This is a genomic window from Streptomyces sp. JK94, from assembly GCF_053613315.1.
In genome coordinates this window covers 241,103-258,707 of sequence record NZ_JBSICH010000001.1, presented here as the reverse complement: position 1 = coordinate 258,707, position 17,605 = coordinate 241,103, and the positions used below count along the sequence as shown (strand labels likewise).

Below are 17,605 nucleotides of genomic sequence, written 5' to 3'. Positions count from 1 at the left end.
ACCCAGTTCCGTGGAGTCCCCTGCCTCCGTGGCGATGGTTGCAGCGACACAGAGTCGTCCCCGTCTACAAGGGTAGGAATGGGCTGGGCCTGCCGTGCCACGAGATGCGCAACGCGTCGCGGGCTCGGGTGGTGGCAACGAAGAGCTGGTTGCGGCTCTTCTTGAGTTCGCGTTCGTACCGCTTGGGGTCGGTCGTCTCGTACTTCTCGACGACAGCGCTGCGCGGCAGGATGCCGTCGCTCGCGCCGATGACCGCGAGCTTCTGGTACTCAAGACCCTTGAAGCGGTGCATCGTTCCGATGTGGACCTCGCCGCCACCTTGCGGGCCGTCCTTGGTGAGGGTCGCTGTGGTGATGCCGTGCTTCGTCTCCAGGTCGGCGGCGACCCGGCCTGCCATGTCACCGTCGGCGACGCAGACGGCCATGGTGCCGCTCGGATCGCGTACGGTGCCATCCTTGCCGGGCTGGGTGATGTCTGCGCGCCACTGCTTGAGAGCCTCGGCGAGCTGAGTGATCTCGTCGGTCCAGTCGGCGCAGGCGACGTACTCGGGGGCTGGGCCGTGCAGCAGGGAGTGGTAGCCGTCGAGGGTGTCGGTGCCGTCGTCGAGGTCATCGTAGGTGCCCCCACGGACGACCTTGGCGGCCTGGTCGAGGATCTCCTGGGTGGTGCGGTAGCTCAGCGTCAGTTTCGAGGAGCGGCCACCGCGGATGTTGATGCCGACGGTGGAAAGAGTGACTTGCCGGTCGTAGATCCGCTGGTGGGTGTCGCTGGCGATGAACAGGTCGTCAGGACCGGAGGCGACCATGGCGCGCAGCATCTTCCAGTGGGCGGGGCTGAGGTCCTGGGCCTCGTCGACGACGATGTGGCGGTAGCGGTGACGCAGGTAGCGCATCGCGGAGCTGTTGTCGTCGAGGTGGGCCAGGTCGCCGCCGCCGATGTCGGTCTTGCGCTCGGCCCGCGTCTGGATCTTGCGGGCGCGTTCCATCTCGTACCGCGCCGCGCGCTCGGCGGCCTGGGCCCAGGTCTCCCGGCCCATGCCGTTGAGGCGCAGGGCGAACTGTTCGAGCAGTTTCCAGACGACGGCGCGTTCGGGGCGGTTGAGGGCGCGACCCATACCGGCGCGACGCGCCTTGAAGTAGTCCTGGCGGGTGGCGAGGGACTGGCCGAGGACGATTTGTTCCCATTCATCGAAGAGGAACTCGGCGTCCCAGCGCTGCTCGTCGTGTTCGAAGAGGACTTCGCGCAGTACGTCCAGGGCACGGTCGTCGGTGATCAGGCTGCGCTGTGCGCCGGGCGCGGTGTTCTCGTTGAGAACGCTCTGGGCGAGCTGGTCGATGTGTTTGATGTCCACGCGACCGAGCAGCGCCGGGTCCATGAGCGAGGTGAGCCGGGAACGCAGGTCGGCGGTGAGGTTCTTGGTGTACGTGGTCAGCAGGATCGGCTTGCCGTGGCCGGGCGGCAGAGCTGCGGCGAGGCGGGCGACGCGGTGCAGGGCGACGATGGTCTTGCCGGTGCCGGGGCCGCCGCTGACCCGGCCGGGGCCGCTGTAGTTCCGTTCGACGATCTTGCGCTGGGTGGGGTGGAGGTAGACCTTCCAGGCTCGGAAGTCGCCCTCGGCCAGGACGTTGCGGATGTCGTCGTCGACCGTGGTGACCGCGGTACGGGTGAGGGCCGCTGCCATGTCGTTCTCGAAGCCCGGTTCGAGCTCGGTGGAGGCAGGCTGGGTGATCTCAAGCTCGACCTCGTCGACGGACATGCCGGAGCCAAGGCCGGTGAGGACCTCGGCGGTCAGGCGCGGGGCGCCGGCGATGAGCTGGTCGAACTCCTCGTCGGTCGTGACGGCGAGGGCCGGGCCGATGAGGGCGTCGGCGACACCAAGTCGGCGCAGGTCCTCGGGGGTGCAGCCGACGAGGAGCGGTTCGGCGGGGGCGGCCGGTTGTGGCGTCACGACGGGGGCGCGCGTGGGCTCGGCCGGTGCGGTGTGCTCGTCCTGGGCCGGCGTGAGTTGGAGTCCCGCGCGCTGGAGGACGCTCTGACCGACGACGCCGAGGTCGACGAACTCGATCTCGCCGGTGATCCTGTTGATGGCGACGGTGAGTTCTTCGTAGACGTCCTTGCGGTGGCGGACGGCGACGATCAGCCACTGCTGGACGCCATCGGCGCCGACCCCCGCCCGGGCCAACAGCGCCCGGTACGAACGGTCGATCTTGGCTCGAAAGATCCGGCCCTCGCCCTTGAGAGGCTTGAGGTCGAGGCTGGGGTGATCGGGGTCAAGACGGAACTGGTGGCAGAAGTCGTAGAACTTCGTCTTGACCGACGAGTCCATCTTGTAGAGCTCGTTCTCGGCCTTCTGGTAGAGGCTCAGGCGTGCGGTCATCGTGCGGCACTCTGTTCTTCGGAGTCGGGACGGGCGGTGGCGTCGGGGAGCACGCCCAGCAGAGCATCGAGATCGGCGAGCCAGTCGTCGGCCGAGCGGACGGTGAACCCGGCGTCACGGTAGGCGCTCCAGGTCTTGTCGCTCTCCTCGGCCTCCTGGTCGTACGGCTCGGCCATGACGGCGATCCGCGGAGTGCCGTGGTCCCAGACGAAGTCGGCGAGCCAACCGCGTTCGCCGAGCTCGTAGCCGTAAGCAGGGGCCTTCTTGCCGCCGTCGGCCAAGACGTGGGCGAGGCGGGTGAGGGGGGAGTCGGGGTCGTCCTCGTCGAGGTATTCGAGGATCTCCCGGTCCCACAGCAGATCCCGCACCGCTGCTTCGAGAGGAGTCTCGTTGGAGGCTTCCGCGGGTACGGGCTGCGGTGCGGGTGTGCCGGTGCCGTACCGCACCACGAGGGATTCGAGTTCACCGAGGCCGCCGAAGGCCTTGAGGACAGAGATGTCGAAGCCGGCTGCGGTGGCTGTGGTGAGTTGAATGCCGTCGCCGCCGTCGTGGGCGAGGAACTGCAGGATGTTGGACCACTGGAGCCAGGAGCGCCAGCGCGCCTTGTGTTCGGGCGTGCCGAGCTGGTCGTGTGCGGTGTCGTCGAGGCAGGCCAGTGCGGACCAGCGGCTGGTGGCCGCGTCGACGAGGAAAACGATGGGGAGACCGGACTGGTCGCAGGTCTGGAACAGGTTAAGCGTGCCGGTGCCCTGGACGGGCGCCGGGTCGATGCCGTCGGTGCGGCCCCAGGCGTCGAGAAGGCCGCTGAGCGTCTGGCGCGTCTGGTCGGGGGTGCCGCTGCCGACGAGGATCTCCTGGCCGGTCCCAAGGAGCCCGCCGACCATGGCTGATGCCCGCCCGCCCCAGGCCGCGTCGTCCGGGCTGCGCAGGTAGGCGAGGAGCATGGTCATCGGGTCGGTGAAGGCGGTGGTCGCGAGGTCGTCGCCGCCACGGTCGGCGTAGAGCTGTTTGGCGAGGTCCTGGGCGCTGCGCGGGTAGGGCGGCCACACCGGCTCGGCCGCTTCCCGCCCCGCGGCGGACTCCGCCGTGTTCGTCTGCCGCTCGAAGGCGTCGAGGTCGTCCCAGGTGAGCTGGAAGACTGCGCGCCCCTCGGCCCGGAGCCGGTTGCGCTTGTCGGCGTCGCCGGCGAGCCGGTTGTGTCGGCGGGTGGCGTGGAAGCGGTGTCCGTCGAGGTAGACGGTGATCTTCTGCTTGGGGCCGTCGACACGTTCGAAGGTGAAGTCGGTACGGGTGTAGCCCTCGTTGCGTTGAGCTGTCAGACGCCAGCCGTGCACGGTGCCGACCTCGTCGAGACGCAGATAGGCGCTGTTGTCGCCGCTCTCCTCCAGGACGGCGTCGCCACGCTGTCCGGCCCACCCGCGGAGGGCCTTGAGGAAGCGTGCCTCCAGATCGGATTCGACCTGTCCGTCGAGGCCGATCTGATCGGTGTTGCCGACCTTCTTGGTGTGCCAGGCGTCGGTGTCGGTGCCCAGGAGTTCGTCGAGGATCTCCAGGGCGGCCTGGCGGGAGACGCGCTCGATGTACTGCTCGTCGGCGTAGAGGTACAGACAGCGGTGACAGGCCGGCCCGCCCTCCTCGTTGCAGGGGCACTCCACGAGCAGCCGGCGCGCACCCTCCAGCACCTGCCGGAAGGCGGCGGGGTCGGTGAGCCGGTCCAAGTAGCCGGTGCCGTGCGGGAGACGGTCGTACAGGACGAGGAAGTGCCGTTTCTCCGCGGTGTCACGGTCCGGCATGGTCGCGAGGGTGGTAGCGAGGTGCTGCGGGTCACCGCCGAAGGCGCCGTCCACGCCCAGGCGCAGGGCCGCCTGGAAGGAGTGGACCTTCTCCTCGACGAGGACGGTCGCGGCCGGCAGCAGGATGCGCAGCGCTTCGGTCTCCAGCTCGTGGGCGAGCAGGACGGGTTCCTGGGGTACGCCCTTCTTGCCGCGCCGCAACGGGCACCAGGGAGTGTGGTGCTTGAGTTCGCGCTGGCGGTTGGCGGAGTTGTCGACGGCGTCCCGGTCGTCGTCGAAGACAGGCCGGCCGTCGGCGCTCGCAGCTCCGCAGGCGGTGCACACGTGGAAGGGGGCGATGCGCACCGGCTTCCCGGCTAGCTGGTCGTTCTCCTGGGCCCCGATGCTGAGCGGTCCGGTGTTGATACGGCGGATGACGGCACGGCGGGTGTAGTCGACGCCGAAGATCTCTTTGGTGTGCCGCCAGGACTTGCCCTTGGCGAAGTGGTCGGGGTGGATGTCGACCATGTCGACGACGGTGTAGAAGCGGCGGTCGCGGTCGTCGCTCTCGTCGCCGATCCTTGCGTCCTCCCGCTTGTCGCGGGCCGTCACGACGCTGGGCTGGACGATCTGCCACAGGCTGCCGGAGTCGGCGATGCCCGTCTCCCCGCAGCGCGGGCAGGGCGTGATGTCGTTCTCGGCGTTCTCGGTGCGGACGTAGCCGCACGAGGGGCAGAAGCGCCAGTGACGCCAGTCCTGGTCCCGTCCGGTGACGATGTCGATACCGGTGATCCGGTGCTTGTAGCCCTCGGCGTAGAAGGTGTTGCCAGGGGCGAGTTCGGACAGAGCGAAGCCGCGCGGTCGCCCGTATGAGAACGACTTCGACTTGTAGCGGGGCCGGCCTTCCGGTGTGGTGCCCTCGGGCCAGAAGACGGTGGCGTCGAGGGTGGTAGAGGCGTCTATGAGGGCATAGTTGGGCAGCAGGCCGAGATCGCACAGCACGGTCTGCGAGGGCTGACGCTGGCGCATGGCACCCTGCTTGGAGATGGCGCCGAGCTCGGCCTCCAACTCCGCCTTCGAATTCGCCTGTTCGTCGTCGCCGTCCTTGAGCTCGTCGATCGCGGAACGGATCGTACGGATACGGGTGCGCAGCTTCTGGTTCTCGCGCTCCCACTCCCGCTCGGCCTTCTCGATCGCGCTGCGGATGCCGCGGACCGCGTACTTCTCCAGCTCCTTCTTGGCGGTGTCGCTCACGCCGGTCGGGAACAGGGCGAGGAAGCCGGCGACGAGTTCCTCGCCGTGGGCGAGGGCGGCGTCGGTGAAGTCGGCGAGATAGCCGGAGGGACCGAAGAGCTCGTCGACCCGGCGCGACAGCGCGGCCAGCGGCCTGCCGTCCTCGCGCAGCAGCCGGCCGCGCGCCGCGAGATCGAGGAGGTGGGCGGTGTACTGACGGCGCAGGATCTCGATGGCCGACAGATACGAGCCCGGCGGCACGATCCGTCCGTCGATCATGTCCCGTGGCCGGTCGAGGAAGTACAGGTCGCGGCGCTTGCGGTCGGGAATAGTCAGCAGGAAGGCGTTACCGGTACGGCGTCCGGCCCGGCCCGCCTGCTGGGCGTAGTTGGCCGGACGGCGCGGCAGGGCGCCGAGGACGACGGCGGACAGGTCGCCGATGTCGATGCCCATCTCCAGGGTGGGCGTGCAGGACAGCACATTGGGGTCGTTAAATCCCTCGCCGTTGCGGAAGGCGTCCTCGACGCGTTCACGCTTGCCGCGGGAGAGCAGACCGGTGTGCTCGGCGGTGATGACCTGGTAGGTGCCCGCTCGCCGGTACAGGCGGCGGTAGTAGTCGTCGCGGTAGTCGCGGTCCCGGTCGTGCCGGTCCACGGTCTCCAGCCACCGATCACCCGCGACCAGCCGCCCCTTCGCGCAGCGATACGCCTGGCAGGGCTGCCCGTGGTACTGGGCCAGCAGCGAGGGATGGACGGTCTGCTCCCAGAAGCACTTCGGGCAGCGCACATACGCCTCGTTGACCTGGGCGTCGGTCAGCAACTGCAACCGGATGGCGCCCGGCTGAAGGCCGTACAAGCGGGCGGCCGTGTCGCTCGGGGTGCGCGCCGAGAGCAGCCCGGCGTCGGTGAGCCGGGGCAGCAGCCGCACCCAGAACTCGTCGGCCTGCTCACGGGTCATGTCGAGGCAGCGCTGGGCCCAGGTCTGGTACCAGGACAGACGTCCGGCGGCGAAGTCGAACTCGCTGCTCGGCTTGGGCCGCGCGAGCAGGAAGCTCGGTGCGGAGACCCCCTTGGGGAAGGCCTTCATGCCGCGCGGGCGGCCTCCCCAGATGAAGTAGCGGCTGGTGCCCGCCTCGTCGAGGAACTTCTCCAGCCACCGGTGCCCGATCGCCCCCCGTGTACGCAGCCGCTCCAACAGGCCACGCAGGAAGGCCAGATAGCGGGCGTCGTCGTGTTCGGTGAGCGTCAACCCGCGGTGGGCGGCCTCCTCATGAGCGGCGCGTACGAGCGCCACGGCCGCCTGCTCGTCGGGGATGTCCACCCAGGCGGCTGCGGTACGGGTCAGTTCGAGGGTACGGCCGTTGCGGGAGCGGTGGCCGAACTCCATGACGGCCTCGAACGCGAATCGTTCACCGATCAGGTCCCAGGTCTTGCGGTCCCCGCCGCGTCCTTGGCCGGACAGCAGGCGCGCCACGCCCGTGTCGTCGTGCAGGTCCGGCGGGACGACGGCGGCGAGTGTCTCACGGTCTGTGGTGGCCGCGACGACATCGGCGACAAGGTCATTGAGGGCGCTGGGCCGCTGCTCGCTCAGATGCTTGGTGAACAGGGCCCGCAAGGAGAAGGTGTACGAGCGGGAGGCAACGAAACCGGCCCGGTGCGCGGCGTCCTGCACCGAGTCGTTGAACATCAGCGTCTTCGTCTCACGTTGCTTCTTGTCCATCTCCCCGCCGGTGAACAGCTGGGTGACGGAGGCAGCGGCGAGCGCGGCGGCACCCGTACCGACGAAGCGGATCGCGTTATGGGTGCCGCAGGCGGGGCACCAGTCGTCCTTGGCGGCGCGTTCCGCGGTGTCGCCGAGCTGGACGAGGACGAAGGCGGAGTCGGGGCCGGCGGGCGCCGGTGTGCCCTCGTCGTCGTAGTCGCCCTGGGGGTCGGGCAGCCGCAGGCGCTGGGACAGGCCGTCGAGCACCATGAGCACGCCCGCGCCGCCGGTGGTCAGCGACCTCTGCGCCGCCGGGGCCATGGCGGTACGGCCATTGCCCTCGCGGGCCTCGTTGTCGGTGGCCGCCACCAGGGCGCGCACCTTGGCCTTCTGGGCGGTGACGGTGGCCCGGCGGATCTTGTGGGCCTCGAAGTTCAGCTCCTCGAAGTCCGACTCGGGGGCGAGGACCGACCAGCCGGAACGCCCGCACTCGCGGCAGTACACCGCAGGTAGGAAGATCTTGGTGTCGCGGGAGGTGGTGGTGTCCGGCGTCGTACGCGACTGGCTCTGCGCCCCGGCCGCGTCCCACGCGAACTCGGCCTTCGGCCATGGCAGTACGCCCCGCAGCATGCGGGTGACGGACCGCGCCCACTGGTGCACCTCGACCTGGACGAAGGGGCGGCTGGTCGCGGCCGGCGCGTCAGGGTCACGCGCCACGGACAGCAGCGCGACGAAGCGGGCGAGTGCCAGCGCGGCGATCTGGGGCCGTGTCGTGATCGCCTCGTCCCAGCTCTTCGCCCCACTGCGGCGCATCACGTCGAGCACCTCGTCGTAGGTGCGCACCGTGCCGTCGAAGGCGTTCAGGACGGCGTACGTGAGCCGATTGCGCTTGAGCGCGGCACCGAGGGCGACCGGATCAGTGATGCGGCTTCCGGTGACGGCCTCGGCGAGGTCCGCGAGTTCTTCGGGGCCGGATGCCGGATCCGGCAGGGCGGTGAGGGTCTCGGGGGGCGTGGCCTGACCAGGGAGGAATCTCGCGTCCGGGATCGACTCGTCCTCGCCCAGAATGAACTCGTCGACCGTCAGCCGGTCCTCGCCGACAATCGCGTCCTCGATGAACTCCGTGCCGAAGACGTTGGTGGCCACGGAGAGGAGTTGCTGTACCCCGTCCTCATCGGTACCGGAGGCGAGGGTCGCGGAGGTGGCAATGGGAGTGATCGAACCCAGCGGCATGCCGGGCCGGTTGGCATCGACCGCGATGGCGAGACGGCGTAGCAGCATGGCGACATCGGTGCCCTGCGCGCCGTCGTAGGTGTGGAACTCGTCGACGACGACGTAGCGGATGTCGCTGCCGTCCCACAGCGATGCGTCGGCCGCGCGCTGCAGGAGCAGGTCGAGCATCTTGTAGTTGGTGATCAGGATGTCCGGCGGAGACAGCTGCATGTCCTGACGGCGGGTGTAGACCCTGTCGTAGTGCGTCGCCGCCTTCTCCCCGATGTACAGGCCGGCGCGGACACCGCTCAACTCGTCGTAATCGGTGAGCAGATCGTTGATACGGGCCGCCTGGTCCGTAGCCAGGGCGTTCATCGGGTACAGGAACACCGCCTTGACCCCGCTGTTCCCGGCCGCGCGCTCGCGGGCACAGTGATCGAGAACGGGGTACAGGAACGACTCGGTCTTGCCGGAACCGGTGCCTGTCGTGACGAGCGTGGGCTGTGGTGTGTGGCCGTCCTTGGAGGTGAGCCGGGCAAAGGCGCGGGCCTGGTGCGCGTACGGCGTCCAGCCGTCGGTACGGACCCAGTCCAGGTACTGCTGCCAGCCGTCGTCGGCCGGGGTGAAGGGGGTACGCAGGCGGAGATACGGTCCGCGGAACATGCCCGTCGTCTCGTCCCCGAGGAAGGCGTTCAGCGCCTTACGGGCGCCCTCGTCCGCGAGGCCGTACGTCGTGGACAGGTACTGGAGCAGGCTCTCCTTGAGTCCCTGTGCTTCGAGGGTCGGTCTCACGGGGTCGGGACCTCCATCTTCTCGGGGTCCCACAGGCCCTGGGCGACGGCCTCGTCAAGGCGTTGCTTGAAGTAGGCGTGGGCTTCACGCATTTCGCGCTCTCGGTCGGCCTTGTAGAAGGGGGCGGTGTAGCCGTCGGGGACAGGACTGGCGTCGGGTGCGGCCAGATGCTCCACCAGGGCCTTCCAGTGCTCGGCGGTCTGCCCGGTGCCAAAAACCCACCTGTCCGAGGCGAGTTGCCGCCCGTGCGCGTCGAAGTACATCTGCTCCTCACGGGCGGACAGCACGTCCAGGCGTGCTTGGTACGCCGCGACAAGTGCGTCTGCGGGAAGCCCCATCCACACAGCGACCAGCGCGTCCAGCTCAACGAGCGCGGCGCGGCGTTCGAACTCCGTGCGCAGTGGCGTGCTCCATGACCAGCGGGGTTCCACCGCGTTCAGCGGGGGCAGGCCCGTCCACGGATTTGCCCACTCCTCGCGAAGCCAGGAGAAGCGGAACTCCGACTCCCACAGGTCTGCGTAGGCACTTGAGAGACAGTTCAGGCGGGCCGACCTGACGGCCAGGGCCCCCGACAACGGGTGGTTCGGGGAAGGAGCGGGGAGCCGCTGGATGCCGGGTTCGAGGAGGTCCTTGATTCCGAAGGCCCGCAGCATATAGTCCAGTGGAATCGCCGACCAGAAGCCAGCGACTAGCAGCAAATGCTGCCAATTCCGGAAGGCAAGACTGAGGAGGCCATATACATGGGTGGGCCCTGGAGGAATGATCCCGGCTTGCAGAACCCTCTCCGTCTTCCCATCGTTCCGGCGCCGGAAGGCCAAGCGGTAGTGGCGGGCATGTGGCTGCCCCTGCCAGTCCCTCCACACCATAGCCATGGACTCGAACCTGTCCCGATCGCATGACCTGGCCATCTTAGTGGCGGGAATGAAGTCGGCTGGGATTGTGGTCAGGTCGATCCGCGCCCCCTCTGATCTAAGCTCGGGGTCTTCCTTGCAGAAAGGCGTTCCAGGACCGATGTGCGGACCGTGCAGGATCACTTCATCCCAGGCATCTGGACGCTGGCTTCGGTAGTTAATGTATCCCGCAGTACGGTCGCGCTCTTCGTCGTAGCCACGGCTCATGCTGATCTCGTCGCGGGAGAGCCGGACGGGATATTTCGCCATCAGAGCGACCGCAGTCTGCTCACTCTGCGTCAGCGGATACATCATCTCCGCCTCCGACGCCGGGGACTCTCCGCCTTGCTGCTCACTCCACAGGTCGAGAGTCTCTGCGTTCACGTTGATGATCCGCGCCCGGTGCGGCCGGGTGTCGTACTGCCCGTCGAACCTTAGACCCGGTTCCGGACCAGATCCGTCGTGCCGCAAGGAATCTGTGAGCACATCGGCCCTGTAGAGGAAGCTCAGGTGCTTGAAGTTGACCTCTTGACGAGGGCCGTAGATGTTGGCTGCAAAGTCCTTCTTGTCTCCAACAGGTCGCGGGAATGCCCAATTCGAGACATTCACAAAAGCTCCGTGCACACGCAGTCTGCGATACGCCTCCGCACGGATGCGCCGGTTCTGCTTGCCTTTCAGGTGACCATCGGGGTGTACGAGCCCGATGGCACCTGTAGCGGCCGCATGGTCCCAGCATTGGCTCATGAAGCGCGGGTGCAGGTGCGCCGGTGTCCCCGCGAGGATCGGGTACACGACCGCACTGGAGTAGAAACTCGCCAGCGCCGTGTCCGTGGCCGCGTCTCGGAGCACCCGGATGCGCCACTCGGGCACCTGCATGACACGCTCGCGCAACTCTGCCTCGCGCTCCTTGGTAAGGCTCTCCTGCAGCGTCAGGTGGGGTTCGAACTCAGAGAAACTGGCTGTACGGTTGAACTTGATCTCCACCCAAGGCGGGTTCCCAACCTGGAGGTCGAAACCTCCCGCTTCACTCGCGAATACACCCGCAAAGTCCAGTTCCCAGTGCAGGAACCCCTGTTCCTTCGCGATATCCCGCACCACCCGCATCCACGGATACCGCGTATCCACGGCCTTTCGAGCATCGTCCATGCCCATCTCGCCCTGGATGGCCCCTTCGAGGACCTTCAACTCCTCCAGGGAGTCAACCGAGGTGGCGAACGTTTCCTCCGGGACCGACCCCGTACCAACCATGGATTCCAGGAAGGCAAGCCAGTCGTCCAGGTCCTTCAGAGCGATAACGGGGCGGCGCTGCGCCGTCCCGCCGCCCTTCTTCGGTGGCGCCGGCTCACGACGCCTCTTGATCTGCTTTTTCTCGACCAGTTCACTCTCGTCCGCGCTCTCTCCGAAGGCCAACTGGTCCCCGTTCAGCGCGAACAGCAGCCCACTCTCGACGTACTGAGGTGCAGGCGCAGGTTCCATCTCGCCCACCTGCGGCACCCCCGACGACAACAGCGCATCGACTGCCACCACCGGTGGCGTCTCGTACTCTACGTCCGTCCCATCGAGCAGCCCCACCTGGTCCAGCGGCCAGAAACACAGCGCACACCACGCGTCCATGACCTGCTTGAGCCGCCAGTACGGAGAACCTTCTGCCTCGAACAAGTCCTGGAAGACCTGCTCCTTGGTCAGCGGCAAGGAGTCCCCCTCCGCGTTCCTCTTGTCACGGCGTAGGAACGCGTACTCCTCCTCATCCTCCTCCTGCCCGGCTCCCCACACGTCGATAGTGCGGGCAATCTCGCGCTCACTCAGCTCCATCCGCTTGGCGACGAGCTGCCACAGGAACTCCACACGCTTGGCCGCCTCCTGTAGCCGCGCGAGCTGGCTCCCTTTGCCACCCGTGGCCTTCGGTTTAGCACCTACCGCTTTTCGCCACTCTGTAAGTCGGTCGAGTTCCGGCTTGGCCAACTGCCCGATGAGATTGCCCGCAGGATTTGCTGGTTTGACCAAGGCGACCGCGCCCCACCCCGGCGTGGGCAGCAGGAACTGGTGCACCGCCCCCTCGGGCAGCGCCTGCTCCGCACCTTCGCCCTCCGTGTCGCGGAACGGCAACTTGACCGGCGTCGTACCGCCGACGGTCCGCTCGTTCTTGATGCGGTCCGCTTCGTACACCCAACGCCGCGCCCCGATCAGCGAGTTGCCGCGCCGCAAGTGCAGTCCGAACCATGGTGCGCGCATACCGGGGTGCATGGTGTTCAGCCACAGCGACACCTCGGCGAGCTCGACGCCCGTCGCGTTCAGGTCGATGCCGTACGCGTTGTGCAGCGCGATGTATGCCTTGACCTTCTGCTTCGCGTCCAGCGCCTTCGACGCGTCCAGGCTGACGCCAAGCTCCTCCTGCCGCCGCTTGAGGTACTCGTCAGCGACCTGGTTGATCGCCTCGTTGAGGAACGCGCCGGACCCGAGCGCGGGCTCACAGATCGTGTACTTCAGGAGGTCGCTCGCCCGCGTCTCGTCCGTGAGCCGGTGCTTGAGAGCCAGTTCGACGGTGACTTTCGTCAACGACTCCGGCGTGTAGTACGAGGCGGACGTCTCTCGGTCGCGTCCGGCCAGTCGGTAGACGTACTCGCCAGCCGCGTACTTCTTCGGACCGCGAAGGCCGTGCTGTTCGGCGTCCTGGGCGGAGTAGACGACCCAGGTGTTCTCCGGGTAGTCCCCCAGCCGGTCCGCGGGAATCAGCCACGAGCCCTTCTCCGGATCGCCGTACTGCTTGCCGCCCCGCTTCTCGCCCGGCCTTGCGACCTCGGCGAGCTCCTTGTCGGCGATGATGCCGGTGTAGGACATCAAGCCCTCGTAAACGGCGCCAAGCTGGTTGATGCCGAGGTTGCGGTAAGAGATGAAGCCGCCCTGTCTGCCCTTCTGGCCCGCCTCCTTCATGGTGAGCAGGCGTAGAACCTCGTGCAGCGCCTCGTTGCGCAGCCGCAGGTCCAGCCATCGTGGCTGCTCGTCATCGTCCTCATCCCAGCGGGGGTCCAGCACACGGCAACCGATGAGCGTGATCGACTTCGGGTCGAACAGCTCGCTGCGCAGCGGCTCGAAGCGTAGGCCGCGCAGTTCGCTGCGTCCCTCGGCGGGCTTGTCGTCATTAGCTTCGGTGCCGTGCGGACGGTGGCCGTAGTTGACCTTGTTGAAGAGGACGTCAAGGGATGCGTATAGGTGGAAGCCGCCTCGGCTGTCCTCCTCGACCAACTTTCGCTCTCGCGCCACCAGTTCACGCAGCCGGGCGATCGAGTACCCGGTCTGGTACGTCGAGTCGTCGGCAGGCAGGATGCCCAGCTCGGGGCGGGCCTCGGCATAGAGGAGGAAGAGGATGCGGTAGAGGTAGCGCAGGGATTCGCGGGTGAGCTGCTTGGCGAACGGGCCCTTCTTGAGGTCCTCAATCTCCCGCGGCTCGACCTCCGCCTCGCGCAGGCGGGCGAGTACCTCGTTCGCGATGATCTCGACCGAGCGCTGGAGTCCCTTGCGCAGCTCGGAGTTGACGCCGACGGCGTTGTCACGGGACGCCTTCTGCAGGTCGTCGATGCGTCGGCCCTTGCCGTCGGGGCGGGGCGTCAGCATGTCGCGGGCGAAGAGAGCGGAGAAGAGGGCGAGTTCGCCAGCCTTCGCCGTGTCGTTGCGGGCGAGGGCCGCGTCCAGGTTGGCAGCGAGATAGCGGCCTTCGGCCCAGGAGTTGCGGTCAGCGAGAACCAGTACGCCACCACAGAGCAGCAGGATGAAGCGGGGTCCCTCGCCGCCGGGCTCGTGCAGTTCGCTCTGGAAGAGCCAGCCCGCCAGCTTCTCGCCTACTTCGAGGAGGCCGTCGGCGGTCTTGAGGGAGTGGAGGAGTTGCCCGGCCTTCTCGGGGTCGAGGGCGTCGTCCAGTTTGGCGGTCCAGCCGCAGTCGACGGCGAGGATGTCGTCGCCGTGCCAGGCGACCTGGAGCTCGTACTCCCTGCCCGCGTTGTGCACAGTGATCGGCTCGGGCCGGTCACCGCCGTAACCGAGGGCCTTGAGGACGGCGGTGTGCCAGGTAGTGAGGTGCTCGGCCCACTCTCCCGTGGGGTCGTCGTAGGTGCTGTCGAGTTCTTCCTGCTGGGCGCGGGAGGCCAGGAAGGGGCGCACGGTGGCCAAGTACTCACCGCGGAGTCGGGGGATGAGCTCACGCGGAGTGGGTTGCGGGTCGTGGGGGTCGGTCTCGCGGCTGGTCCACAGGGTGAACAGGCCCTCGTCGCCCGCCTTGCTCTTCTTGAGGGTGTTCTCGAGCTCCTCGCTGAAGTAGTGGGCGGAGAGGTATTCGCCGCGGTTGGCGAAGGAGTCGTAGGTGTAGCTCATCGCGGGGACTCCTCAGCGGATGCGGCGGAGACGGTGGTGGCGTGGAGGGGTTCGAGAACGGCGAGGACCCGCAGCATCGGGTCGCCGTCGGTCCGCAGCCGGCGTACCAGATCGCGGCGCCGCGCCGCGGTGTCGTACACCTGTTTGCGGCGGCGCTCCTGGTTGCCCACGGCGATCAGGGCGCCCTGCTCCCAGACCCGTACCCGGTCCTCGTACGGGGCCAGGTAGGAGTCGACCTGCTTGTCGTAGTCGGCGCGGCGCTCGCGCAGGTGGGTCTCAGCCGCGTCGACGGCTGCGGGGACGAGCTCCTGGAGGAGGTCGGGGTTGACAGGCCGGCCTCGGCCGGGCATGTCGGGGCCCACGCCGCAGGCGGCGAGGAACGCCGAGTCCATGCGCCATACGCGAGGAGCGGCCTCGGCGAGGCCGGTGACGGCCATCCACTCCACGACCGTCGGCTTGCCCGCCGCGTTGGAGTAGACCCCCTGGAGGAGGTAGACCGGGCCGGTGAGGGCCGCGGGCAGAGCGGCGTCGATCCGTTGGGCTTTGCCTGCGTCGGGCTGGTGAGCGAGGACGAACGCCTCGTCGTACTTGAGCTTGGCGAGGACCTTATCCGTCACCCAGTCGAGCACGGGGTGGATGTCAGAGACGTAGGAGACGTTGGGCCACTGCGACGTGGGCTCGTCCGTCTTGCCCTGCTTGGCGTTGCGGGCGACCTCCAGTCGGTCGGCGGCGTACCGCTTGTCGAATGTGATGCGCAGCGTGCCGTCGTACTTGGGTGTCGTGAGGATCTTCTCCTGCTCCAGGTACGACTTCGGCAGTTCCCGGAAGCGGTACTGCAGGTCGTCGGGCGGGGTGAACTCGATGCGACCACCTGCCGTCTCGGGCTTCCAGTCGAGGGCCTCGCGCTCGGCCTGCGGGTAGATGAGGTCCACGGCGGTGTGGAAGTACGCCTTGGTGTCGGCGAAGACGTGGGGTACATCGGCCTCGGGCACCGGGGCCGTACCGGGAGTGGCGGTAGCGGCCGTCGGGTCGGCGAGCCGGGCGTTGACACCGGCGAGGAGTCCTGCGAGGACCCCGCCGGACTCCTGCTGGGACTGTGCAATGGAACGCTCGACGGTGCCGCCCTTGATGAGGTCGCGGGTGAGGCGGTCCTCTTCCTTCTTGTCGTTGTAGAGGCCGGTGACGGCCTCAGCGCTGCCTTCGCCGGTCTCGATCTCGTGCGCCTGGGCCTCGCGGCGCAGCAGACGGGTGCCGACAAGTCGGTCGTCGAGGGTGAGCGTCTCGCCGGTCTCCTCGTCTCGCCGCCAGGGAACGTCGGCGGTGAGGGTGAGCGCACGGAACTCGGGACTGACCGCCTGCCCGTAACGGTCGATGCGTCCGTTGCGCTGCTCGATGCGGATGAGGGACCAGGGCAGGTCGTAGTGGATGAGGTCGTGGCACTGGTGGTGCAGGTTGACGCCTTCGGAGGCGATGTCGCCGGTGAACAGCAGCCGCACCGCTTCCTCGCGCCGACCGAACCGGTCGACGATCTCCCGCTGCTGCTGCTCGTTGGTGGTGGCACCGTGCATGACCTCGACGGCACCGCCGTACGCCTTCCACGGCCGCGTCTTGTCGGGCTTGGCCGGGTTCTTCTTCTTGAAGCCCAGCCGGGCCGGGACCTCCTCGGCCAGCCAGTCCAGCGTGTGGACCCGCTCGGAGAAGATGACGACGCGGCGCTCGGAGTGCGGGCCGACGTCGAGGTCGTCCTTCAGCGTGCGGACGAGTGCGTCGAGCTTGGCGGAGTCCTGGTCGGTGAAGTCCGCGACCAGCGCCTCCAGCTCCGCGAGGGCCTTGCTCTCGGCGGCGAAAGCGGCGCGCCGTTCGGGGGTGTCCGGCACGGTCCTGGCCTTGCCCTTCACCGTACGGCTCTTCGGATCGTCCAGGTAGGCACGGCGGTTGGCGAGGGTTTTCCGCAGTGCGACATGTGAGGAGAGGAACGCCTTCAGGAAACCGTAGGCGATAACCGGCTCAGCACAGATCGACGAACGATTCGGGTCGCCCGGGGTCCACTCCTTTTCGAGCTTCTCCAGGACTGCGACCTCCTTCGGCGTCGCCGGAGCCGGCACCGGCAGGGAGGGACCGCGTGCGGCCCAGGGCTTGTCCTTGAGGCCGTCGCGCACCTCGCGGTCGGTCTTGGTACGCCGGATGTACAGGTGGTCGAGGTCGGCGACCTTGTAATTCCTGGCGTCGGCGATCGCCGCCGGGTCGAGCATCTGGATCAGCTCGGCGAAGGATTCGGCATCGCCGTTGTGCGGAGTGGCGGAGGCCAGGATCAGTGCGTCGGTCTGCTCGGCGAGGCGGCCTGCGAGACGGTTGTTGCGGGTGCCCTTGTTCACGAGGTTGTGCGACTCGTCGATAACCACCGCGTCCCAGGTGATGTTCTTCAGGTGGTGGGCGTACGTCGCCGACTTGAGGGTGTCGACCGAGACGATGACGCGCTTGAAGTGGGCGAACGGGTTCCGGCCCGCCGGGATCTCCTGCTGGATGCGCTGGATGCCTGTGGAGTCCAAGCGGACCAGCGGCAGGGCGAAGCGGGTCCACAGCTCGCGCTGGAACTGCTCCAGCACATGGGCGGGCGTGACCACGAGGATGCGCTCGCCGCGCCCACGCCGGATCAGTTCCGAGAGCGTGACGCCGATCTCCAGTGTCTTGCCCAGACCGACCACGTCGGCGATCAGCAGCCGGGGCTGCGGGTTACGCATGGACAGCGCCAACTCGGCGGGGCGCAGCTGGTGCTCCTGCCGGTCCATGAGGAAGGAGTCGGCGAGCGCGATGCCGTGCTCGGTTTGTGGCAGGGCGGTCTTGCGGATGACCGCCTCCAGATGGAGGCGGGCCTTGGCGTGCCTGGAGGTGTCGTCGGGCACGAGCCGGGTCTTGCGCGGATCGAGTACGTCGATCTGGTCGAGACCGGAGTAGAAGACTGCGTCCGTGCCCCGCACGAACGAGGACACCCCGCTGACCTCGACCATCAGTCCGTCGCGGGACTCGGCGACGGACTTCACGAGCCACTGTTCGTGGCGGATGCGCACCTGGGCGCCGGGAGCGAAGGTCGGCTTGGCACCGGCCGGGTACGCCGACCGCGCCGCATCGGCGTCGCGCGCCTCAGGAACCTCGGGCTGCATCGCCGTGGTCACGTGGTGCTCCTCTGTGGACTGTGTACTCGATCGAGATGTGTGGTGTGCCCGTGCCTCCCTTCGTATCCCCGGGCCGGTTGCCCCCTGGAC

General features: G+C 67.9%; 4 protein-coding genes. All 4 read right to left on the bottom strand.

The window, feature by feature from the left end; genetic code table 11:
* Positions 1 to 64: 64 nt before the first annotated feature.
* Genes ACVV2G_RS01235 through ACVV2G_RS01220 form a run of 4 tightly spaced genes read right to left on the bottom strand, consistent with a single transcriptional unit; the run spans position 65 to position 17,515 of the window.
* Positions 65 to 2,377 carry a UvrD-helicase domain-containing protein gene (locus ACVV2G_RS01235; protein ID WP_453840642.1) on the bottom strand — a complete coding sequence of 771 codons (2,313 nt, stop codon included), beginning with the start codon at positions 2,375 to 2,377 and terminating at the stop codon, positions 65 to 67.
* Positions 2,374 to 9,087 (bottom strand): DEAD/DEAH box helicase, encoded by a 6,714-nt coding sequence (locus ACVV2G_RS01230; protein WP_453840641.1) that lies wholly within the window; start codon positions 9,085 to 9,087, stop codon positions 2,374 to 2,376. The genes ACVV2G_RS01235 and ACVV2G_RS01230 overlap by 4 nt, the downstream gene beginning before the upstream one ends.
* Complete coding sequence (locus ACVV2G_RS01225; RefSeq protein ID WP_453840640.1) at positions 9,084 to 14,342, bottom strand: DNA methyltransferase family protein; 5,259 nt, start codon at positions 14,340 to 14,342, stop codon at positions 9,084 to 9,086. The genes ACVV2G_RS01230 and ACVV2G_RS01225 overlap by 4 nt, the downstream gene beginning before the upstream one ends.
* Positions 14,339 to 17,515, bottom strand: coding sequence for a DEAD/DEAH box helicase (locus ACVV2G_RS01220; protein ID WP_453840639.1), 3,177 nt, complete (start codon positions 17,513 to 17,515; stop codon positions 14,339 to 14,341). The genes ACVV2G_RS01225 and ACVV2G_RS01220 overlap by 4 nt, the downstream gene beginning before the upstream one ends.
* Between the last annotated feature and the right edge of the window lie 90 nt (positions 17,516 to 17,605).

Coding starts and splice junctions, on each gene's coding strand:
- ACVV2G_RS01235 (WP_453840642.1), bottom strand. CDS start 2,377: ATGACCGCACGCCTGAGCCTCTACCAGAAGGCCGAGAACGAGCTCTAC.
- ACVV2G_RS01225 (WP_453840640.1), bottom strand. CDS start 14,342: ATGAGCTACACCTACGACTCCTTCGCCAACCGCGGCGAATACCTCTCC.